This window comes from Bacteroides sp. ET336 (assembly GCF_024733815.1).
In the GTDB taxonomy this organism is placed as follows: Bacteria; Bacteroidota; Bacteroidia; order Bacteroidales; family Bacteroidaceae; genus Phocaeicola; species Phocaeicola cellulolyticus.
The window spans coordinates 39374-63559 of the sequence record NZ_JANRHK010000011.1; the positions used below are offsets into that span (position 1 = coordinate 39374).

Annotated in this window: 16 protein-coding genes; 3 read left to right on the forward strand and 13 right to left on the reverse strand. The window is 45.4% G+C overall.

From position 1 onward, the window contains the following. Positions 1-31 precede the first annotated feature (31 nt). A complete protein-coding gene (locus tag NW213_RS10835) occupies positions 32-2740 on the reverse strand; it encodes a DNA translocase FtsK (protein WP_258322765.1) in 2709 nt (902 codons plus the stop codon). A gap of 148 nt (positions 2741-2888) precedes the next feature. Here NW213_RS10835 and NW213_RS10840 point away from each other — a divergent pair, with 148 nt between their 5' ends. The 3 genes from NW213_RS10840 to NW213_RS10850 all read left to right on the forward strand — a co-directional run bounded on the left by NW213_RS10840 (position 2889) and on the right by NW213_RS10850 (position 5358). Further along, positions 2889-3419 carry a DUF5063 domain-containing protein gene (locus NW213_RS10840; protein WP_258322766.1) on the forward strand — a complete coding sequence of 177 codons (531 nt, stop codon included), beginning with the start codon at positions 2889-2891 and terminating at the stop codon, positions 3417-3419. A 12-nt stretch (positions 3420-3431) separates the two neighbouring features. Further along, positions 3432-4031, forward strand: a complete 600-nt coding sequence (locus tag NW213_RS10845) for a 3'-5' exonuclease (RefSeq protein ID WP_258322767.1) — start codon at positions 3432-3434, stop codon at positions 4029-4031. Between the two features lie 145 nt (positions 4032-4176). After that, positions 4177-5358 (forward strand): class I SAM-dependent rRNA methyltransferase, encoded by a 1182-nt coding sequence (locus NW213_RS10850; RefSeq protein WP_154042661.1) that lies wholly within the window; start codon positions 4177-4179, stop codon positions 5356-5358. Between the two features lie 86 nt (positions 5359-5444). Here the strand turns inward: NW213_RS10850 and NW213_RS10855 are convergent, their stop codons facing one another. The 12 genes from NW213_RS10855 to NW213_RS10910 all read right to left on the reverse strand — a co-directional run bounded on the left by NW213_RS10855 (position 5445) and on the right by NW213_RS10910 (position 24182). Continuing rightward, entirely contained in the window at positions 5445-6392 is a 948-nt protein-coding gene (locus NW213_RS10855) for an Rpn family recombination-promoting nuclease/putative transposase (protein ID WP_258322768.1), read from the reverse strand. A 158-nt stretch (positions 6393-6550) separates the two neighbouring features. After that, a complete protein-coding gene (locus NW213_RS10860) occupies positions 6551-7951 on the reverse strand; it encodes a DUF5723 family protein (protein ID WP_258322769.1) in 1401 nt (466 codons plus the stop codon). An 18-nt stretch (positions 7952-7969) separates the two neighbouring features. Continuing rightward, positions 7970-9706 carry a hypothetical protein gene (locus NW213_RS10865; protein WP_258322770.1) on the reverse strand — a complete coding sequence of 579 codons (1737 nt, stop codon included), beginning with the start codon at positions 9704-9706 and terminating at the stop codon, positions 7970-7972. Between the two features lie 276 nt (positions 9707-9982). After that, positions 9983-11059: a GDP-L-fucose synthase gene (locus tag NW213_RS10870; protein WP_258322771.1), complete on the reverse strand. Its 1077-nt coding sequence runs from the start codon at positions 11057-11059 to the stop codon at positions 9983-9985. Positions 11060-11166: 107 nt separating this feature from the next. Beyond that, on the reverse strand, positions 11167-12258 hold the full coding sequence (gene gmd / locus NW213_RS10875; RefSeq protein ID WP_154042664.1) for a GDP-mannose 4,6-dehydratase: 1092 nt from the start codon (positions 12256-12258) through the stop codon (positions 11167-11169). A 70-nt stretch (positions 12259-12328) separates the two neighbouring features. Further along, positions 12329-13426, reverse strand: a complete 1098-nt coding sequence (locus NW213_RS10880; RefSeq protein ID WP_258322772.1) for a Wzz/FepE/Etk N-terminal domain-containing protein — start codon at positions 13424-13426, stop codon at positions 12329-12331. Between the two features lie 73 nt (positions 13427-13499). Beyond that, a complete protein-coding gene (locus NW213_RS10885; protein ID WP_258322773.1) occupies positions 13500-15965 on the reverse strand; it encodes an SLBB domain-containing protein in 2466 nt (821 codons plus the stop codon). 170 nt (positions 15966-16135) lie between these two features. Next, positions 16136-17542: an undecaprenyl-phosphate glucose phosphotransferase gene (locus tag NW213_RS10890; RefSeq protein ID WP_258322774.1), complete on the reverse strand. Its 1407-nt coding sequence runs from the start codon at positions 17540-17542 to the stop codon at positions 16136-16138. Between the two features lie 157 nt (positions 17543-17699). Then, positions 17700-18812, reverse strand: a complete 1113-nt coding sequence (locus tag NW213_RS10895) for an OmpA family protein (protein WP_258322775.1) — start codon at positions 18810-18812, stop codon at positions 17700-17702. A gap of 117 nt (positions 18813-18929) precedes the next feature. Next, positions 18930-20186: a nucleotide sugar dehydrogenase gene (locus NW213_RS10900; RefSeq protein ID WP_258322776.1), complete on the reverse strand. Its 1257-nt coding sequence runs from the start codon at positions 20184-20186 to the stop codon at positions 18930-18932. Positions 20187-20343: 157 nt separating this feature from the next. Beyond that, positions 20344-23196: a bifunctional fucokinase/fucose-1-phosphate guanylyltransferase gene (locus NW213_RS10905; RefSeq protein ID WP_258322820.1), complete on the reverse strand. Its 2853-nt coding sequence runs from the start codon at positions 23194-23196 to the stop codon at positions 20344-20346. Positions 23197-23270: 74 nt separating this feature from the next. Continuing rightward, positions 23271-24182 carry a hypothetical protein gene (locus tag NW213_RS10910; RefSeq protein WP_258322777.1) on the reverse strand — a complete coding sequence of 304 codons (912 nt, stop codon included), beginning with the start codon at positions 24180-24182 and terminating at the stop codon, positions 23271-23273. Between the last annotated feature and the right edge of the window lie 4 nt (positions 24183-24186).

The window sequence follows — 24186 nt, forward strand, 5'->3', positions numbered from 1 at the left end:
TTATTAATTTTTAATTGTTAACTCTTAATTATTAATTATTAGCTCTTAATTGACCAAGTCTCATCTGCAAGTCATTCTCGTCAATACACAGCACATCTCTCGCCTTGCTGCCGTTTGCCGGACCCACGATACCCGCTCTCTCCAGCTGGTCCATGATACGTCCCGCCCTGTTATATCCCAGCGACAGCTTTCTCTGTATAAGCGAAGTAGAACCCTGCTGATGATAAATAATCAGTCTTGCAGCTTCCTCAAACATAGGGTCCAGTCTGTTCATATCCACATCCGCAGCTCCGCTAGGTTCCGCATTCTCATCCACATATTCAGGCAGCTCGAAAGCGGTAGGGTAGCCCTGCTGTTTGCTTATGTATTCCGAAATCTTCTCCACCTCCGGAGTATCCACAAATGCACACTGCACACGCACCGGATCATTTCCCTGCAGATAAAGCATATCACCCTTACCGATAAGCTGCTGTGCCCCCGGTCTGTCCAGAATAGTTCTTGAGTCCATCATAGATGCCACTCTGAAAGCCACACGTGCAGGGAAGTTTGCCTTGATGGTACCTGTGATAATGTTCGTTGTCGGTCTCTGAGTCGCGATTATCGCATGTATTCCCACCGCACGTGCCAGCTGAGCTATACGGCATATAGGAAGTTCCACTTCTTTTCCCGCAGTCATTATCAGGTCGCCGAACTCATCTATAATTATCACTATGTAAGGCATGAACTTGTGTCCGTTTGCCGGATTAAGCTGTCGGTTGATGAATTTCGCGTTATATTCCTTTATGTTTCTGCATCCCGCCTTCTTCAGCAGGTCATATCTCGTATCCATCTCCACACACAGCGAGTTCAGTGTCTGCACCACCTTTGTCACGTCAGTGATGATTGCGTCCTCCGCATCAGGCAGTTTTGCAAGGAAATGCTTCTCTATCGGTGCATAGATGGCGAATTCCACCTTCTTAGGGTCGATAATCACGAATTTCAGTTCGCTCGGATGCTTCTTATAAAGCAGTGATGTCACGATGGCGTTCAGTCCCACAGACTTACCCTGTCCTGTAGCACCTGCCACCAGCATATGCGGAGCCTTTGCCAGATCCACCATGAACACCTCGTTGGTGATAGTCTTACCCAGCGCTATAGGCAGCTCGTAAGTACTCTCCTGAAACTTCTTGCTTGCCAGCACAGAGCTCATAGGAACGATTTTCGGACTCGCGTTAGGCACTTCTATACCTATCGTACCTTTTCCCGGTATAGGGGCAATTATACGTATTCCCAGTGCCGAAAGGCTCAGCGCTATATCATCCTCCAGATTTCTGATTTTCGATATTCTCACGCCCTCAGCCGGAGTGATCTCATACAGTGTCACCGTAGGCCCCACATTAGCCTTTATCGACGAAATCTCTATTCCGAAACTTCTCAACACCTGGATAATCCTGTTCTTGTTGGCATTCTGTTCCTCCATGTCTATGCTCGGCCCGTCGTCAGGATAAGTCTTCAGCAGATCCAGGGTAGGGAACTTATACAGCTCCAGATCCAGTCTCGGATTATACGGAACATTCAGGTCGCCTCTTACCTTTTCCTCTTCCTTAGTCTCTTCTATCTCGAAAGCAGGCTCCCCGTCGTCGGCCTTTGCAGGTCGCGACATGTTCTCCGCCTCAATAATCTTTTTCGCATTCACCGGAACATCATCCAGTGGAAGTTCTATGCTGTTGTCCGTATAGTTTACGTCGTCGCTGTAAACCTCCTCGGCATAAGGTTCAGGTTCATTCTCATGCTTGAATTCGGCATATTTCTTCTCGTAGTCCACACTTATGATATCCTCTTCATCTGCCTTTTCCTCTTCAGCTGCAGTCTCTTCTTCAGCATCATTCTCACCTGCGTTTTCTTCAGCCGCCTTATGCTTCTTTCCGAACAGTTTTCCCAATATTCCACCCGGCATCAGTCTTGCACTCCATTTCGGCTTTTCTTCCTCCGTCTTTTCTTCGGCTTCCTCGGCATTCTCGTCTTCAGCCGCAGTTTCTTCCTCGGCAGGAGCCTTCACCTCTTCCACTGCCACCGCCTCATTCCTTGTCTCCTCGTCAGCCTTAGGCCCGCTGTTGCCGTCTGCCGCGTTGTCATTCTTCTTGAAATCCGGATGTATAACCTTTCTCACCACATCCATTGTCTGTCTTCTGATGGCAATACCTATTATTATACCGCAGAACAGCAGCAGCAATATCAGTCCCGGCACTCCGATATACGATTCTATCCACAGCGACACATTATACCCGTGCATACCTCCCGGGTAGATGAAAGAATTCTCAAACACTTTTCCGAAAGCAAATCCCAGTGTCACCGACAGCCAGTACATTATGCTCATACATCCCAGGAACCATTTCCATACCGTAAAGTTGTATGCCTTCATCAGCTTCGTACCCGCGATAAGCAGCACCACCACTATCAAATATGCCGGAATACCGAAACAGTCGTTTATCAGAAATTCCGCCAGTCTGGCACCCGCCGGTCCCGTATGGTTCTGCACCACCTCCGTTTCGCCAATCGAGTTCACCGCCGTCACACTCTGATCGGCTCCTCCTGCCGACAGGAACGAAGTGAATGCCAGAAACATATACACTCCGAACATCAGACATATCAGTCCTCCTATAAAGTGCCCTGTCTCTCCGTTCAGTGCCGATTTTATCTTCTTTTTACTATTGTCCTTAGAGTTTATATTCGATTTTTTATTGTCTTTTTTTGTACTCATAACATATATCAGTTAATTACCGTTTTACAAAATACTCATGCAAAGATAATACAAACGATATGAAAACAGTAAACAAAAAACAATAAAAACAGAAAAAATTCCTACCTTTGCACATATATTTTAAAGAATAGCAGACAAATTAAATCAAATGAAATCATCAAATCAACCTATTTTCGATGCAAACACAGTCGAGTTCGTTACCGTAGCCGCCGAGTTTTGCGGTTTTCTGGAACGTACTCCCGAAATGCAGCCCTCCGAGTTTGTCGATCGCAGTCTCAAGCTCCTTCCGCTGCTTTATCTGAAAGCATCCTTGCTTCCCGATTGCGAACCTCTCGACGACATCGAGCCTGAGACATTCGTTACAGAAACCGACTATGAACATCTGCGCAGCCTGATAGCGGAACAGTTGGGTCCTGACGATGACTATCTTGAGGTTTTCCTTGATGACATGGCATTCAGCGACACACCTATCAAGCAGAACATCTCCGAAGGTCTGGCAGACATCTACCAGCCGCTGAAAGATTTCGTATGCGTATATAGCCTGGGGCTCGACAGAACTATGAACGATTCCCTCTGGCGTTGCCGCGAGCAGTTCGCATCCTACTGGGGGCGTACATTGGTCAATGTCATGCGTGCCCTTCACAATGTAAAGTATCACGGTGAAGAATCAAAATGCTAAACACGGACAGACATGACAGACTTCCAACCCACAATAGACAAGAAACTCATATCCGAAATGCCTAAAGTGGTTTTCCCCGGCCGTATCATTATCATCTACACCGAGGACGATGCCCGCAAGGCTGTAGCCTATCTCAACCGTTGCAGCGTAGTGGGAGTTGACACCGAAACCCGTCCCTCGTTCAAGAAAGGAAAGGTGAACAGTGTAGCCCTTCTGCAGGTTGCCACATCCGACACATGTTTCCTTTTCAGGCTCAACCGCATCGGCATACCGGACTTCCTCGAAGAGTTTCTGCAGAACGATGTCCTGAAGATAGGACTCTCTCTCCGCGACGATTTCAACATGCTGCGCCGTGCGAACAACAAGGACCCGAGGGTAGGCAACTGGATTGAACTCCAGGACTATGTATCCCGTTTCGGCATTCAGGAAAAAAGTCTCCAGAAGATATATGCCATACTCTTCGGCGAGAAAATATCCAAGAGCCAGCGCCTTTCCAACTGGGAAGCCGACGTCCTGACCGAAGCACAGCAACAGTATGCCGCTACGGATGCATGGGCTACGCTGAGGATTTATCAGAAACTTAATAATGAAAAATTAATAATTAATAATTAATAATTGGCGGATGTCATCAGTTTTAGTTCTTAATTTTTAATTTTTAATTCTTAATTAACTTCGTTGACCATTGGTTAGCATCGCTGATTTTTAATTCTTAATTCTTAATTCTTAATTCTTAATTCTTAATTTTTAATTGAATAACATGAACAAAGTATATTTAAAACCCAAGAAGGAAGAATCGCTTCTCCGTTTTCACCCGTGGGTGTTTTCCGGCGCCATAGCCCGTGTAGAGGGCAATCCGGAAGAAGGAGAGGTAGTTGAAGTATATACATCCGACAAGCAGTACATAGCTTCCGGACACTATCAGATAGGCAGCATCGCCGTACGTGTGCTCACATTCAGGAAAGAAGAGATCAACCACGATTTCTGGGTACGCCGTCTCACCGTTGCGCGTAACCTCCGTCAGGCTCTCCGCCTTATCGGAACAGAAACCAACAATGCCTGCCGCCTTGTACACGGCGAAGGCGACAATCTTCCCGGCCTTATCATCGACCTCTACGACCATACAGCCGTCATGCAGGCACACTCTGCCGGAATGCACGTCTATCGTCACGAGATAGCCAAGGCACTCAAGGAAGTGATGGGCGACACCGTCAGCAACATATATTATAAGAGTGAGACCACGCTCCCTTTCAAGGCCGATCTTGAATCTACAGAGAACGGATTCCTCCTCGGAGGCAGTACAGAGAATGTGGCAATGGAGAACGGCCTTCTCTTCCACGTCGATTGGCTCAAAGGTCAGAAAACAGGTTTCTTTGTCGATCAGCGTGACAACCGTGCCCTTCTCGAACACTATTCGCTCGGCCGCAACGTCCTCAATATGTTCTGCTACACCGGAGGATTTTCATTCTACGCCATGCGAGGCGGAGCCCGTCTTGTCCATTCCGTTGACAGCTCATCCAAGGCCATCGACCTCACACGTGCCAACGTAGAGCTTAACTTCCCTGGCGACAAGCGTCATGAAGCCTTTGCCGAAGATGCCTTCAAGTATCTCGACAGGATGGGAGGGGAGTACGACCTTATAATCCTCGACCCGCCGGCATTCGCCAAACATCGCGGAGCCCTTCGCAATGCCCTTCGCGGCTACACCAAGCTCAATGCCAAGGCATTCGAGAAAATCCGTCCGGGAGGCATCCTCTTCACCTTCTCCTGCTCCCAGGTAGTAAGCAAACAGGATTTCCGCAATGCAGTCTTCACTGCTGCAGCCCAGAGTGGCAGAAGCGTACGCATCATGCACCAGCTCACACAGCCGGCCGATCATCCGGTCAATATATACCATCCTGAAGGTGAATACCTCAAGGGACTGGTACTGTATGTAGAATAATTGTAGTTAAGTATTTCAAGTAAGGTAAATTATCCGTCAAATAATTGACTTTGAATAACAGTATGTAAATAAATGAGGGACTATTTTTATAGTCCCTCTATTTCTTTTTTACTCAGTCCGGTAGCTTCCATAATCAGATCAATAGCTACACCCATATTTTTCATTTTCAATGCTACTGATGTAATACCTTCCGCTTTTCCTTCTTTCAGTCCTTCCGCTTTTCCTTCTTTCAGTCCTTCTGCTTTTCCTTCTTTCAGTCCTTCTGCTCTTCCTTCTGCTCTTCCTTCCGCTCTTCCTTCCGCTCTTCCTTCCGCTCTTTCTGTGTTTATATTGTCTCTAAGGATTACAATGTTATCCAGATGTCTGTAGTAAGCGTTTTTTTCGTCTTTTGACATATTATCTATTTTCAGTTTTTCTCTGGCCACATCCAGTCCCGGAGCTTTTGCGCTTTCAGCTATTTGTCCCGTATTAAGATATGCTATCCATTCTTCAAGTGGCGTTCGGGCTACGCTGTTGAAGTCATTCACTTTTAGAATATAATATTCAGGATACAGCTGGCTCACGGCGTCCACCTTAAAAGTCTGTTTCTGGAAAGGTGTCAGTTCCAGTATGTCATTTTTGTGTATTCCCCTGAATTCGGTTTTTCCGTGATATACTATATCCTTTCCGTGTCCCAGCGAGAAATATACAATATTCACACTATAAACCTTTCTCACCTTGTCATATCCTTCTCCACGGTTTATGTATTCTGTCACCAGCTTTGAAGTACCGAACAGCATTCTCTGGAAGTATGCATATTCGTTGTTGTTTTGTACCTCTATCAGCACCAGTTCCTTTTTGGAGTTTTCTGCCAGCATATCCACTCGGTTATATTTGTCAAATTCTTCCTCCTGGTTGCTTTCGCTCTCCAACAGGTTCACAATTTTTATTTCCTCGTTCAGTAGAGTAGTGAGTAGTCCTTCCAGTACTTTGAAGTTAGCCTTGTCTCTCAGCAGGCGTTTCATTGCCCAGTCGAATCGAATATAATTTCCCATATAGAAGTGTTTACTGATTATCTGTTTTTACAAAGATATGTAATAATTATATTTATGTGAAAAATAAAGATGAAAAAAAGTTTGAGGCAGCATGAATCTTTATCATAAAGACTCTTGCTGCCTCAATTATCAGATTAAAATAAAATCAGTCGTTTTTTTCAGAAAGTCACGTTCAGACCGAAGCTCAGGTTCATATTCATGTTGTTCAGAGGAATATACTGCTTGCTCACCTTTCCTACTATATAGTCCATACCTACGAACAGACTCAATACTCTAGGGTGGAAGTTCACAATCCAACCCATTGTGCTACCGTACGATGTGATACCGTAGTTGATGCCGGCTTCAAACCAGCTCAGAGGAGAAACGTTAGCCGAGAAACGTCCTTCGCTCCATGAATACTTACCGTTGATTCTTGTAGAAGAAAGGAAGCCGAACGAAAGTTTGTCATACATAGGCAATGCATATTCCGCACCCAGATTCAGTGTAGCAGCCAGTGCCCTGTTCAGTTTTCCTCCTGCGCTTCTTCTGTGCAGGTTAGTATAGTCTTCAAATTGATCAAATTTTTCCTCCAATTTGTCGTCCAGCGAGTTACCATCATCTTCGTTTATTGACAGGTTATGGAAACCTTCGAAAGTCCAAGGCTCGTTGTTAGTCGAAGCATAAGTATTGTTGCTCCAGTTCATGAATCCCAGATCCTTGATGGCAGCCGATACAGTCAGATTATCCATCACCTCGTATGTGGCACCCAGATCCAATGCCAGACCGAATCCTCCCAGTCCCGGAGAGTTCATTTCTATATTGTCAAAATCCACCAGCGTACCCTCGTTACCTGTATATTCAGCACCGCTTTCCTCTTTTGTCGGAACGTTCAGTCCTGCCATTGCGATATTCATCTCTCCGTTGGCCATCACTTCCCATTTGTCTTCGCTCAGCGTTACTTTTGTATTGCTCAGGTTCATGTTGGCATACAGACCGCCCAGCAGAACCTTGAATTTGGCACCCACTCTCAGATTGTCGAATATCTGTCTTGAGTGTCCCAAGGCGATTTCCACATAGTTGGAAGTCGAGATACCCATGCTTCCCAGGTCATAAACGGTATTAGGTCCGCTCTGTCCCACCTTCATGAATTCAAAGAAATCCTTAGGCACATATACCGAAGAACTCGATCTCAGTCCTATGTCCAGAGTGTTGAAACCGCCCCATCCTCTGAATCCCATTGAGATGATTGAAGTATTCACGTTCAGCGACATCTTGTTGATGTTTCTCAGTCCTCCAAGAAACTCATCAGCACTCACGCTGCTGTTCATGAAAGTAGTCAGTTTGTTGCCGGCAGTAGGGTATATGAAGTTTGCCATACCCACATTACCCATTGTTCCGAAATTCATGTTTCCCAATACCGGGATACTGAAATACGATTTGTCGCTTTCCAGTGCCGGGTTCAGCTGATGCTTGAACAGATATCCGTCCAGAAAATATCCCGAGTTAAGAGCCTGGGCAGAAACCCCTGTAGCTGCACACATCATGGCAGCTCCCATCATATATTTAGCTATATTCTTCATCTTGTTTGTCTTTTAATATTAGTTCAGATCCATAGTAATACCGCCTACAAGTCTCAGTTTTATTTCAGTAAACTGCATAGTCTGGTTTTCGTTCAGTGTAACATCGCTTACGCTGTTGTCAACCGATGCCACAACAGAGATTTCTATACCGTCCAGTCCTGCAATCCTGCCGTCGTCAGTTGTCAGAGTGAACTTCACGTTTTGAGTTGTCGGTGCACCGATTTCTCCGGCTTTGATTTCTACATCCATATCCACCTTCACGTTCTCAAGCACATTGCCATTCACGTCGATGGCCTTTGCTGTCATTCTCACTCCCAGCGGTATTTCGTTTATCACGTTCATCGATGCTTCCACTCTGTCGAATTCCATATCTTCCAGGTCAGCATCCCATCCGTCTATAGCCTCAGTATATGTTATTTTTGTTTCAGGGCCGAACATCAGCGGAGTATCCACCCTGTAGTCAGTAACGATGGTATAGTTCTTGTTCAGATCTATAGTCACTTCTTCCTGCACCACGCTTGTTTCCACGTCTGTTATTTCTATTCTGTCCGGAATGTTCTTTATCAGGTCGCTCAGTCCTTCAACCTTCTTGTACATGATTTTCTCTGTTGTATCCCATTCTTCCCTTTTTTGGTTTACACAGATTACGTAGTTCTCACATTCTTTCGGGATATTTACATTCTGCAGATAAGCTTCCCCTTTTTTGTTACCTTCCTTAAACGATCTCAGTGCGGCACCCATGTTTACGGCTACAGGGCTCGGATTTGTCACTGTAATGTAAATTCTAGGGTCTGTAAGGTCAAGAATCACATCTTCTTCAGCCAGGAAGTCAGGAATATCGTCTATTCTTATAGGATCTATTTTTATGTCAACCTCAGGATCCACCACTGCAGTTGCCGATTCTATAGCCATGTTTTCAGCTTCCACATTTGCCGACAGAGTGATGTTTCCTCCTGCATTAGTCATTGCCGAAGCCTTAACGTTTCCGTCCAGCGAAATATTTCCTCCGAAATGTACAGAGTTGTTGTCTTTTTCATTTTCATTGTTGGTAAAGACAGCCTCATTCTGGTCAAATTTTACATTTACAATCTGGAATTTTATTTTGGTGTTGTTTGATATTTCCATACCTTCAGCCTTGGTAAGCTTCAGGATGTTTCCTTCTGCTGTCCAGTCAGCACTCTCTGATTTTACTGTAATATAGTTTGGAAACTCTATGGTATAACCGTTTTCCAGTACTGCCTTTATCTGGTTTGTATTTTTCGAGAATACCAGATATGTGTTTCTGCATGAAGTCTCAGCATTGCTTATACTCTTGATGTCGGATGTAATGCCGTTTTCGTTAACGTCAATTTCGATATTGTCTTTAAATTCTATGTTTTCTTCAGGCATATCGCTGCCAATTCCTGCAGGAATGTTGAAAGTCTGGCTTACACCTTTGAAACCGTTCGTCATGTTGATATCAACTTCCGGTACTTTTACGTCCGTGGAGCTTGTTTCCCCATCCTGCACCAGATAATAGTCACCCGCAGAATTGTTTACTTTAATCACGCTGTTATCTTCCAGATCAAGAAGGTCGCTTAAAACAATTTTCTCTGTACTGCTTCCCGGAACCGTCAAATCTCCCCCAACAGTAATAGTCATATCAAAGTCCTTGTCCAGGTCATAAGTCTCATCGACTTTCAGACATGAATTAAGACCAATCAGTCCCAGGGCACACATACCCACAACTGCATGATTCTTGAATTTTTTTTCCATACTTCTAGTTTATATTTTTTATATCAGACAAAATTTACATCATTAATATTTTTTACGAATACACAAAGATTATGCATACTCATATTAATAATACTTTGCAAATATAGCGAAAACATCCAATAAATAGGAAAAAAATACAAGTAAAATCTTTTGAATTGTGAATACATATTTATAATTACATCATTCCGTTACATTCTTGTTTAGATGCCTCCCGTATATAAAAATGGCGGGATATCATCAGTTGACATCCCGCCATTGTCCATGTACTCGATTCCGTTATTGTTCCGTGTACCATTTGTACATTCTGTGCACACCTTCGTCTATTTCCACCTTGTGGTGCCATCCCAGGTTATGCAGTTTCGTCACGTCCGTAAGTTTCCTCATCGTGCCGTCCGGCTTCGATGCATCCCATCTTATTTCCCCTTCGAAACCTATTTCCTTTTTGATCAGCATCGCCACGTCGTGAATGCTCAGTTCCTTGCCCGTACCCACATTGATATGGCAGTTTCTGATATCCTTGTCACCTTCCTTATAAGTGTCCTTGAAATCCACATTCAGCAGCACATGCACGCTGGCGTCTGCCATTTCCTCGCTCCACAGGAACTCTCTCATCGGTTTTCCCGAGCCCCACAGCATCACGTGGTCATTGTGGATGCCGTATTTTGCCAGAATAGCTATGATGTCAGCTTCCGGAGAATTTCCGTCCACACCTTCCACCGGACGCTTCTTCAGGTCAGCCCTTACAGCCTCCATATCGCCGTTCATCAGACATTTTGCCAGATGGATCTTTCTTATCATGGCCGGCAGCACATGGCTTCTTTCCAGGTCGAAATTGTCGTTCGGCCCATACAGGTTAGTCGGCATCACCGCTATATAGTTTGTGCCATACTGCAGATTGAAGCTCTCACACATCTTCAGTCCCGCAATCTTAGCTATCGCATACGGTTCGTTGGTATATTCCAGAGGGGAGGTGAGCAGCACTTCCTCCTTCATCGGCTGTTCCGCATCCCTCGGATAGATACATGTACTTCCCAGGAACAGCAGTTTCTTCACCCCGTGACGGAAGCTTTCGCCTATCACGTTCTGCTGTATCTGCAGATTGTTGTATATAAAGTCAGCTCTGTAGATAGAGTTCGCCATTATACCGCCCACATGGGCAGCAGCCAGAATCACCGCATCCGGTTTTTCCTCGTCGAAGAATTTCTTCACAGCCACCCCGTCCAGCAGATCCAGTTCCTTGTGAGTCCTTCCCACAAGATTTGTATATCCCCTTTGCAGAAGATTGTTCCAGATGGCAGAGCCCACCAGTCCGCGGTGTCCTGCCACATATATTTTTGCGTTCTTTTCTAACATGTCTTTTAGTTTTTTAGTTGACAAGTTGACGAGGTTAGCTATCCGGATGGAGACCTTGTCAACTAGTAACTGTAGCCTTGTTAACTAGTAATTGTTGCCTTGTCAACTCACTTCACTATTCCCTTCTCCAGATACTCCGCAAGATTAGTTCTCACCACCTCGCTGTGTCTTTCCACAGCCACTTTCGCCATGTCGGCATCCACCATGATGTTCACCAGTTCCTGGAAGCTTGTCTTTGTCGGGTTCCATCCCAGTTTTGCTTTCGCCTTAGTCGGGTCACCCCACAGGTTCACCACGTCAGTAGGACGGTAGAAATCTTCGCTCACCTCTACCAGACACTTTCCTGTAGCCTTGTCGTAACCCTTTTCGTCAATACCTTCACCCTTGAATTCAAGCTCTATACCTGCACGTTTGAAAGCATAATAGCAGAATTCCCTCACGCTGTGCTGTTCACCTGTAGCGATTACGAAGTCCTCAGGCTGGTCGTTCTGCAGAATCAGCCACATACATTCCACATAGTCCTTCGCATAACCCCAGTCACGCAGCGAGTCCAGGTTACCTAGATACAACTTCTCCTGCTTACCCTGAGCAATACGTGCGGCAGCCAGAGTAATCTTTCTTGTCACGAAAGTCTCACCACGGCGTTCACTCTCATGGTTGAACAGGATACCCGAGCAGCAGAACATGTTGTAAGCCTCACGATATTCCTTCACAATCCAGAATCCGTACAGCTTTGCCACTGCATAAGGCGAGTAGGGGTGGAACGGAGTATTCTCGTTCTGTGGCACTTCCTCCACCTTTCCGTACAGTTCCGATGTCGATGCCTGATATATTCGGCAGCTGTCAGTCAGTCCGCACAGACGCACAGCCTCCAGCACGCGGAGCACACCTGTTGCATCCACATTAGCTGTAAACTCAGGCGAGTCGAACGACACCTGCACATGGCTTTGTGCAGCCAGGTTATATACTTCAGTAGGGCGTACCTTGCTCACTACCTGCATGATGCTCATTGAGTCTCCCAGATCCGCATAGTGCAGATGGAAGTTAGGTTTTCCTTCCAGATGTGCTATTCTCTCTCTGTAATCCACAGACGAGCGTCTGATAGTTCCGTGTACGTCGTATCCTTTCTCCAATAAAAATTCTGCCAGGTATGAACCGTCTTGTCCTGTTATACCTGTAATCAATGCTACTTTTCTCATTCAGTCTGTTTTAATGTATATAAGTTACAGTAAAAGGGGTAAAAACTTTTATTTTTACCCCTCCGTATATTTATTTTCTAAAAGAGTCTATCAAATCCTTTCCAAACAGTATCCATGCGCAAGCTCCCACTCCTGCCAGAAATACGAAACCTATCAGAATCATCGGTTTCGAAGGCTTAGACGCTCTAAGCGGCACCGAAGCTGCCTCTACCACTGTATATACCGGAGTGTCTTCCTGCACCTTTGCCTTTGCCACCTGCAGCTGCTGAGCTGTCTGGTTATAAACGTTGAATGCCAGTTCCATCTCGTTTCTCAGCCTTTCCTGTTGTGTCTGGGCGCTTCTTAGTGAAACATTCTGGTTTCTGTCCATATATGCGGCATATTCCTGCTGTGCCTCATGATAGCTCTGCATGCTTTCTTCGTACAGCTTTTGAGTATATTCCAGATCTTTCCTTGCCTTGTTTGTTCTGTACTCCGTAATATAATCCTGCAGCTTTTCCATCACCTCGTTTGTCAGCGTTGCTGCTATCAGAGGGTCTTGCATTGTCACTGAAATTTTTATTACTGAAGTTTTCTTATCTACTTCTACTTTTATTCTTTCTCCTAATGTAGCAATTATTCCGTTCTGTTCATTTGTCAGTTTAAAAGGGTCAACTGTATTTGTGGTTCCGGTATCCTCTTTTTCTCCCTTTATTGTTTTTATTACCCATCCCAAAGCCTTAAACGGTGCAGAAGTAATATATCCCCACCACGGTTGTCGCTGGTGCTCTTTCAGATATTCATATACCGTAGTATTCAGTTTCCCCTTCATGTCTGTCACCTTTATATCGAACATTTCAATTGAAAAAGGTATAGATTTTACAATATCAGGATATAATTCTGGTGAAAGTGCATCAGCTGTTTGCGATGCCCCTAGATTGATTCCTGCCATTCCTGCCAATGCCGACAATCCTCCACTTACTGACCTTCCTCCTGCTGCTGCTTCCGGTGCCAGTGTCACATTGGCAGTATATTCCTTAGGAATGCTGAAACCCACTACAAGTCCTATCAGTGCTGCCCATCCGCAGGTTTTCAATACAAGTTTTCTTCCCTCCCAAACTTTTTTTGCCAGTTCTATCAGATCTATTTCCTGTTCCTGCATATTCTTTTGTTTCTGTATATCTTCCATTTTCAGTTCTTAAGTTTTTAAGTTGACTAGAAATTAGTTACTGGATAATAGTAACCAGTTACTAGGGGACGGTTTACTTAACCAGATTCGCAATAGAAGCCACCATCATAGCCAGTGAGGCCAGCGAAGTGGTATATCCCATTATGTCTCCGAATCTGTTCTTCTTCACCTTGTTCGGCACTACAATCTCGCATCCCGGTTCCACCTTCTTGCTTCTTGCCTTAACCCTTTCCACCTGGCCGTTCATGTAGATAATGAATTTCTTGCTCTTCTTTGCGCTTTGCGAGTAACCACCTGCCTGGTTCAGATAGTACTTCACGTTCTCTCCGTCCATATATGTCACTGTGTTAGGCATCATCACCGCACCGTTTATCTTCACTGTCGATGTCATTTCCGGAACACTTATCACGTCACCCTCTCTCAGTACGATGTCTGCGCTGCTTCCCGGTTTAGCCAAAGCCTTTTCCAGATCTATACCAACAGTGAACACACTGTCCAGTTCCAGTTTTAGCGAGTCTGTCAGTCCTTCGCCAAGCTCTCTTCTCATCAGCTTCAGAACATCCTCCATTCTCTTCTTCTCGTCATCGTTTGCCACTCTGGTCAGTTTTGCCCCCTTTGCATATCCGAATGCCGTTATGCCTCCCGCACGTTCTATCAGGCTGCTCAATCTTTCATTCTTGAAGTTCAGGCTGTATTCACCTTCGTACAGCACTTCACCGTTCACCTTTACGTTTTTCTGTACGTTGTATCCAGGACTCTTTCTCACGAACACCTGGTCATACGGTTCAAGCACGAATCCCGGCTCTCCATCCACAATGAATCCGTCTTTCAGTCCGAATGTAAAGTTCTGTCCCACGGTCTCTGTCACCTCTGTTCCCTTGTTGTCCTTTATACGTCTTGACACATCCACTCTCACCAGCGAAGCTTCATCCTTCAGTCCTCCTGCAGTAATCACGAAGTCTTCCAAAGTCATATTGTCCGAATAAGGATATATACCCGGTTTCTTTATCTCTCCCGAAATATAAACGTCACCGGCATATTTTATATCGTGAATGCTCGGGATGTACAGCAAATCGTTATTCTTCAGTTCCACGTCAGGAGCCGTACCGTTCATTATACCTTTCACATCCACCGAAAGCACTTCGCTTGTCAGGTTCTCGCGCTGTCTGTACAGCACCGCACGGTTTGTAAATGCGTCGCCCAGCAGTCCGTCAGCCTGTGTAAGCAGTTCCTTCACTGTGTTTATGTTTTCACAGAATTCGTAAATACCCGGTCTGTAAACCGCACCAACCACTTCAAGTTTGTTCGAGAATCTGTTGATAATCGAGTCGGCAGTCACCACATCACCGTCCATTACCTTGAACGAAGCAAACTTGTCTCTATCCACTGTCGCTACAGAGAACTGTCTTCCTTCCTGTCTCACCACTCTCACGCTGTTCTTGTATGCGTTGGCAGCAAAGAATCCCGCATATTTCAGCAGGGTAGAGATGCTTTCGTCACTCTTCATCTCATACTTCATAGGTCTTTTCACCTTGCCTTCCACCTTAACAATAGCCTCGTATGTAGGAACTATGATTACGTCACCTTCCTGCAGACTTATATTACCATCAGTTTTTCCCTGCAGTATATACTCATACACGTCAACGTTAGCTACCGTATTCCCGTTTCTTGACACCCTGATATCTCTCAGGCTACCGAGGTCGGTTATACCTCCTGCGCTGTACAGAGCATGAAATACCGATGCGAAAGCCGACAGGGTATAGGTGCCCGGCACCATCACTTCACCCATCACGTTCACCTTAATGCTTCTTGTATTACCCAGTGTCACCTGTATCTGGTTTCCCTCATCCGCATATATCTTGCTCAGTTCGCTCTTAAGATACTCCCTTGCATCGGCTATGTTCAGTCCGTTCAGCGAAATCATTCCCAGTCCCGGTATGGTGATGCAACCGTCAGGCGAGATCTCCTGTCTTATCGAGTTCTCGCTGGCACCCCATATGTCTATGATGATTTCGTCACCCGGTCCCAGTCTGTAATCCTGGGGAGTGGCAACATTCATGTCCGGTTCGAACGACAGGTTCTTGTTCGTGAAGATATTTCTTCCGAACACCTGGTCTTCCGGCTTCACCGGTTTGATAGGTCTTCCGTATTCATCCACTGCGATAAACATGTCCGGATTATACATTGTCGAGTCGTTCAGCATTCCCAGCTGTATCTTGTTGTATCCCTTTATGTTGGACTGCTCGTCACCGTTGAGTTTCCCCTGTCTCATCCTGCTGTTGGCGCTTATCCTGTCGGAAATGCCGCTGCTGTTGCTTATCTGTCCCGACTCATACATTTTCTTCAGTCTCAGGGCCTGTTCCTGCGTCATACCCTTGGCAGTGAGTTCCATCATCAGCTGCTGCTGGTTTTTACCCTGTTTCATACCGTCCTGAACGTACTGTATCACCTGCGAGTCAGTCATGCCCGACTGGGCAAAAACCGGAAGTGCTCCCATCATTAGGATTGAGAACGCTGCATATACGAAATGTTTTCTCATGAAATATTTTTATATGTTCTGTTTTTTTGAATAACCGTTGCAAAGATACTTATTTAACATAAGAAATCAAAACATGCCCCCATATTTAATGACAAAACGGGCAGGAATGTACCTGCCCGTTTATTTCCGCCGGTGGAGTATCCGTTCCACCAGCGTTTATATTGTATATATCAATAAGCTTTTTCTTCGCCCTTAAACACATTTGCCACAGTTTTGTATATAATGTACAGATCCAGCCAGAACGACCAGTTTTCTATGTACCATATATCCCCCTTTATTCTTCCCTGCATATCCTTCAGTTCCCTGGTTTCCCCTCTGAAACCTGTCACCTGGCTCCATCCCGTTATTCCCGGCTTCACCAGATGTCTCACCATATATTTGTCTATCAGTTTCGAATATTCTATCGTATGCTTCAGCATGTGCGGTCTAGGGCCCACTACACTCATGTCGCCCATGAATACATTGATAAACTGCGGCAACTCGTCTATATTCGTTTTTCTCATTATGTTTCCCCATTTTGTCTTTCTTGGGTCATCCTTTGTGGCCTGCAGCCTGTCCGCATCGGCATTCACCTTCATGCTTCTGAATTTCAGACAGTAGAATTCCTTGTCGTTCAGTCCGTTTCTTTTTTGTCTGAAGAACACCGGTCCCGGCATTGTGATTTTCGTCACAATAGTCACTATAATCAGTACGATAGGGAATACCGTACATAAGAACAGAGTGGAGAACACCAGGTCGAAAGCCCTTTTCAGCAACTTATTTCCTATTCTCGACATCGGATCCTCTCTCAGCTTCAATATAGGCACGTTCCCCATAAAACCCAGATAAACCCTGTTCTGCAGATAGTTGTGCATATTTGGAACACTGAAAAACCTTATTATATTGTTTTCACACAGAGTTATGATCTTAACAATGTCCTTACTGTGATTATCTCTCAATCCACAATACAGATAGTGCACGTTTCTGTTATTCTTTATGAAATCCTCCACTTCATCCGGCTTTCCAAGATACCTGCACCCCTCAGGCATCATTTCATTCTTTTCATAGTCGAAATATCCCAGAACCTTATAACCGGCCCAGTCCTGACTTACTATCTCATCATACAGTTCCATCATGTTTCTGCTGCTTCCCACCAGGATTACAAATCTCAGATTTCCACCCCGCGTTCTGTATCTTTTTATCAGGAATCTCCAAGTAAGTCTTTCCGCGAACAGAAGTATCATTACAGATAATATATAAATGCCATACATGTATGACCATGAATCCATGAAGTGTCCGTATCTCAGAATAAATACCGATGCTATTCCGAACAGGCATACAGTTTTGAACACCTTCGATATAATTTCATATGCCAGAACTTTTCTTTTAAACAATACCACTCCCACTATAGAAGCACAGATTGCATAAATCAGCATAACCATCATCGCCACCTGTATAGTGGGCGATATCATAACCTTTTCATAGTTTGTATCTTGTGTCAGTTTTACATATACCAGAAACAGGCCACCGCATAGCAATGTCTCGAAAGCTATGAGTACTGTATTCAGATATTTATCGTAACTGCTTGAATTTACCATGTGTTTGATTTTAGAATTATAGAAGTTAAGAAGTAATAGAAGTTAAAGTAGGCAAGATACCTTTATCGGAAAGATAAACGCCGGATTGTAAAGACCTTTTTTAGAAGTATTTAGAATCCGGCGTATTTATTACATTATAGAGTTCTCATCAGGAGAATTATTTGCTGAAAGTAGCTATAATAGCCCTGTTCATTTCTGGTTTGCTGAATTTATCACCCACACCCATACCGGTTGCAGTTATTCTGTCAGCTTCAATTCCATATCTGTTCACAAGGATTTCCTTGACAGTGTTTGCACGTCTTTCAGACAGCTTCTGGTTGAATTGTGCATTACCTTCAGGCGAAGCATATCCTTTCACGTCAAGTTTCACTTCAGGATATTTCTTCATGTAGTTTGCAATGTTTTCAATATTTGAAAGCTGTTGTGCATCCACCATATCCTTACCCTGTCTGAATGAGACTACAGGTTCCATAGACATGTCGAAGTTCTGTTGTTTGGCAGTTTCGGCAATCTTGTTGCAATCATTCAGTGCGCTTACCAGGTCTTCGTTCTTTCTCTTGCCGTCAGCCACTTCTTTTTCCAGACCTTCATTTCTTCTTCTCATGTCGTTGATTTCTCCGTTCAGTCTGTCCACGTCAGCCTGGCTGTATGCCATCATCACTGACGGATAACGCTTTCCGTTGGAGTTCTTGAAGTGATAAACCAAACCGGCCATAAGTTCAAAGTTAGTATTTCTCGGATCACTGTCACCAAGTTTTGTCACCAGTGCCGGTCTCACGCTCAGAGTCCACTGTTTTTCCTTGCCCATGTTGAAGTTAAGGCTCAAACCAGCTCTGTAAAGGAAGTAGTTATTATCATCTCTCTGTCTTGCAGCGAAGAACTCTCTTCCTCCACCTACACCAAGGAAACCTTCCACTTCAAACAGTCTCGGTTCTTCCTTTGCGCCAAGCAGAAGGTTTGAGAAGTTCACCTTACCGTTAATCAAGAACTGCAGTTCGTCGAATGCATTTACGCTGTAAGTAGTGTTGAAACCTGTCAGTGCCTGGAATGAAACTCCCAATACCGGAGTGGCCTGTTTGCCAAGCTCAAAGCCTACCAAACCTCCGTTTCTGTCTGAGTTTTTATAAGTTTCTCCCAATTGATGTTCCCATCCTCCGTTTATACCGAAATACCAATTGTCCAGAAATTTATTCCCCACTGTTACCTTTTCCTGTGCACCTGCAAATCCTGCAAATGCAGCAGCTACAATAGTCAAAATTACTTTTTTCATAATCATTTGTAAATGTTTGATGCCGCAAAGTTATAACTTATTTTGTCTTTGAATAAAAAAACAGACATTTTTTTTATTTTTATAGGCAATTTTCTTTCTTTATATTAAGAAAATCTGTTAATCCCTTTTAAAAATATCCCTTGTATAGACTTTCTGTTTCACATCGTCCAGACACGAGTCATATCTGTTCGCTATTATCGCCCCGGACAGTTTCTTGAATTCCTCCAGATTGTTCACCACCTTCGAACCGAAGAAAGTAGTTCCGTCTTCCAGAGTAGGCTCATATATTATTACCGTAGCACCTTTCGCCTTTATACGCTTCATCACGCCCTGAATAGAGCTCTGTCGGAAATTATCACTGTTCGATTTCATTGTAAGCCTATATACACCGATAACCACGTTCTTTTCGTTGCCCATGTCCCATTGCGAGTTCGCAGTGTAATATCCCGCCATTTTCAGCACCTGATCCGCAATGAAATCCTTTCTTGTACGGTTCGATTCCACTATCGCATGAATCAGGTTCTCCGGCACATCCGCATAGTTGGCAAGCAGCTGCTTAGTATCCTTAGGCAGACAGTAACCTCCATATCCGAACGACGGATTGTTATAATGGTTGCCTATTCTCGGGTCAAGGCTAATACCGTTTATTATATCCACAGTGTTCAGCCCTTTCATCTCAGCATAAGTGTCAAGCTCGTTGAAGTACGAAACCCTCAGTGCCAGATAAGTGTTAGCAAACAGCTTCACCGCTTCAGCTTCCGTCAGTCCCATAAACAGAGTGTCTATGTTCTCCTTCAGCGCACCCTCCTGCAGCAGACCCGCAAAAGCCTTTGCAGCCTCTTTCAGTTCCTCCGCATGGTCACAAACATTCTCCTTCGGACATCCCACTATTATACGGCTGGGGTAGAGGTTGTCATACAGCGCCTTGCTCTCACGCAAAAACTCAGGCGAGAACAGCAGTTTCAGATCCCTTCCGTATTTTTTGTACAGCCCTTCGCAGTATCCCACCGGAATAGTACTTTTTATCACCATCACCGCCTTCGGGTTAACGCTTCTCACCAGGTCGATAACCTCCTCCACATGACTTGTGTCGAAATAGTTCTTCACCGGATCATAGTTTGTAGGAGCCGCTATCACCACAAAGTCCGCATCCCTGTATGCCGCTTCACCGTCCAGTGTGGCAGTCAGATCCAGTTCCTTTTCTGCCAGATACTTCTCTATATAATCATCCTGTATAGGCGAAATACGGTTATTAATTTTTTCTACCTTTTCAGGTATTACATCCACAGCCATCACCCTGTGATGCTGTGCCAGCAATGTTGCTATTGACAGGCCTACATAACCAGTTCCTGCCACCGCGATATTCCTTTTCATATGATTTTGAGTTTTTAGTTGTTAGTTGACTAGTTAACGAGTTGACAAGTTAACGAGTTGACTAGGTCGCCATCCGGATGGAATCCTTGTCCCCTTGTAACTGAAGCCTTGTCAACTTTTTAATTATTAATTCTTAATTTTTAATTCTTAATTATCATCAGCTCCTGCTCACCTCCAGCCCCCTGTCCGAAAGCCTCATATCCACAAACCTCGCCTTGTCGTTCATCCTGTTTTCGTTCAGAATCCTTCTTATTCTGGCAGCCGCTTCCTGATCCTTTGCCACCATATACAGATATCCGCCTCCGCCTGCACCCGGCAGCTTATATCCCAGACACAGGTCGTCTATCATCGCGGTCATCCTTCTCACCGCCTCAGGATTGGTACCGCTGTCCAGAGCCATGTTCTGCTGCCATGTCTTCCTTACCAGACGTCCCATACCATCGAAGTCATTCCTTATTATGGCGTCATACATCTCCAGCGCATGCCCCTTCATCGCATCCAGAATCCTCAGATGCTTTTCCGAGTTCAGAAACATACCCTTGACTATCTCCGCCAGGATACCCTTTGCCGTACGCGTGATACCCGTGTAATACAGCAGATGACACTTCGCATACTCCTCATTCCTGAATATATAGTCCGGCATCCACTTCACTGCAGGTTCCTGCTTCCATCCAGGAGCCGTCTGCAGCAGCTTCACACCCTGCAGCACCCCGCCATACTGATCCTGCCATCCGCCGCCCGTAGTGAGCATCTGTTCCAGAATCAGAGTCCTGTTGCCGATAGCCTGTCTGTCCCAGTTCAGTCCGCAGAAATCATTCAGAGCCCCCAGCACAGTAGCTGCCAGTATAGAGCTTGTACCCAGTCCCGATCCCGCAGGAACCGCAGAAAGCAAAGTCACCTCAATACCCTTGCCGAATGCCCTCAGCTGTTCCTCCAGCGAAGCATAAGCATCCATGCAGAATTCCGGCAGGAATCCCGCCAGAGCCAGAGCCGCCTTAGGAATGGAGAAAGGCGAGCCCACCTTCCTGAAGTCCCTCAGCTCCTCGTACGAAGAAATCACCTCAGCAGCCCCCAGATCAATGGAACGCAGTATAATATTATAATTGTCCGACGGCTTCACATAAGCCTGCAAAGGCGGCTGTCCGTTCAGCTCGATTGCTATGTTCACCACATTGCCGCCCTCCATCACGCTGAAAGGCGGAGTATCAGTCCATCCCCCCGCCAGATCAATCCTCACAGGGCTGCGTCCCCATACTATCTGATCCGCATACACAGCCATCACCGGCCTCTGTCTCAAATCCATCACACCCGTCAGTCCCTCGCGCATCAGTCCGAAAGCCCTGTCCTCCATAGCCTTCGCCTCAGGGTTACCCTTAATCTCCATCACCCTTGCGCGGAACATCCCGTCGCTTATCTTTTTCAGCAGCAGCGTATCCTCCGGCAGTTCCTCCGGCAGATCCATTCCACCCTTTGCAAAATCCTCTGCCGCCTGTTCCAGATCCATCTGATAGAACACACTTCTCTCATGGTTCTTGGCCAGAGTCACCAGGTTCTCCATTCTGAAAGCCTTCCGCTGTGCTGTCAGTCTTCTCAGGTTGGCATATGCCGAAATCCCGTCCGCAGACATCTTGCGTGCCTCCGTCCATATCCTCTTTCCGCGTGCATCATCAGCATTACATGTCATCCACGCCAATACACAGCCCAGATCATCTATATTGTCCGTCACAGGGAAAATCTCCGCACTCTGCAAGTCCGTGCTTCCCGCTATGTCATCAGCCTTCAGCCCCCTTTCCTCCAGCCATTGTGCGGCAGGACGTCCCAAGAACAGGGTAGAGGCATCCCTCATGTCCCCCTTGAACTTGTCCTCAAATCCGTAAGGCCTTGCCACATACGATTTCTCGCCCATCGGCACAACGTCTATGCACACACCTTCACCAAGCGACAAAGCCCAGTCATTTTCCGGCACGCCCGTAATTATATTTCTGCTCGTAAGCTTCCATTCCTTGCCCACGAAGCTGTTCTCAATCCATATCTCCGCATTCTTCTCTGTCAGACCGATGTTTATCACCGCATTCTGAACGAAAGCCGCCGGATGCGGTTTCACCTTATGATGCATTATCGCCCTCTGATCCATCACACAGTTCTGCACCGTCAGCGTAGATGAAATCATCTCCCTGCTCGTTCCGTAATGATGGAATTCCCCTCCCGGCAGCGGCAGCACCACAACCTTCAGGCTGTTCAGTTCCCTGTCCTCAATCCTCGGCTTCTCCCCCAGAGCCAGACCGAATTCCGAGTACATGTCATAGAATTTCATCTCCCCGTTACCGTCCTTCGAACGATCCATCATCAGCTTCACGGCCCTGTCGCTCAGCAGCCATATGCCTATATCCATCATGAACAGATAATCCTTCATCAGCGCCGCCATCTCCTCCACACTCGGTTTCTGCATCATGAATTCCAGCTTCTCAGGCGATTTCCTCGATGCCACGAACACCCCGTGGTTCTTCATCAGCTGCGGATCCTCCCACAGCCCGTAGCACACCACATCAGCCTCCGGTATCTCCTGCAGCTGCTCCTTCGCCCTTATATACACGTCGCCGCTTGCAATCAGCGTGTTCAGCCCCTTTGGAGCCTTCTCCATTATCTCCTCATACAGCGGCAGCTGCAGATCCAGAAGAGTCTGCGTAATCTTCTGTCCGCGCGCCCATCTGAACACCGGTATCGGCGTCAGAATCTTTCCCGACGGAGCATATGCCGGCAGACGTCTGCTCTGTCCCCCCGCATGCAGCAGTATTCTCTTTTCGCGTCCCAGCCATTCCATCACGTCCTGTCCGTCCGCCTCATTCTTTCTGCATTCATCCAGCAGCCATGTCGTTCCGCCGCCCGATCCCAGTTTTTTTCCTACAGGATCCGAAGTGCAGAACCATTCCTTTCTGTCCGCGTTCATTATATCGTGAAAACACTCCACCAGATTGGGTGGGAGAGAGAGTAATTTCTTCATAATATTTATATTTTTATTTAATTTGCCAACAAAATTAATCCATCTTAACGGATTGTGCAATAAATCATTATTTATTCATGAGTCTATCCGGCGATTTTTTCACCAATATATCCTACATAAAAAATCTTCTTACTTTCGTCATAATAAAAGTGTATTCGTCCGGCCCCTGGAGTAAAACGGGAATGCCAAGAACAGTCCCTTATCTTGTTATCTTCGAACAAAACATTCATTTCAGGCAGTCTGCTTCGTGTTACTGATTCCGGTGTCGTTTTATATTTGAAAATGTCAGGAGAGATAGGAACAATAGCATTGGCGGCCACTCTTTCCAGATCCCCCAGTCTGGAATAAATTTGTTCTACAGCTGTTGGATCACTAATATTTTTAAGCTGCTCCAAAGCCTGTCTGGCAAAAGTCAGATGAGGGAACAAACCTGCAGCACGTACAGCCAATACCTTTCCATTCTTAGGTATATCAATTTTTGATTTAAAGAAATCTCTCAGGACTTCTATACCTTTCTCGGTTACTACATGTTTACTTTTGGATATAGAAGAAATTTCCTCTCCATTTTCATCAAGCGAGATGATATTCACTTCGTAATTTCCATCTATCCATTTATCTTTCTGTTTTAACCCTAATGCTACAGAGTCCAGGATATCTTCCGAGGCCCATCCCAACCCTTTACATGCTTCTCCGTTATAATCAAACCCTATTACGTTATACTTATTTTCGAGTTCATTTATCGGTTCCAATGTACACAACCTGGCTATAAGTACAGATTTGAATTCTTTATCTATAATAGTTTGATTATTCAGGACTCTGTTCAGTGTCTGACCCTTTAGAATTACTTTACTCATAGCCTCTTCCGTCATGCGAATGTTGGAAACACCCATTTCCGACAATTTCTTCAAGCAATCTTTTAACTGTGAGAATGCTTCTATTGCGGTTTCGTTATCAGTGAAAGGCTGTAAACTTAATTCATTAAAATATGCTTCCATACTT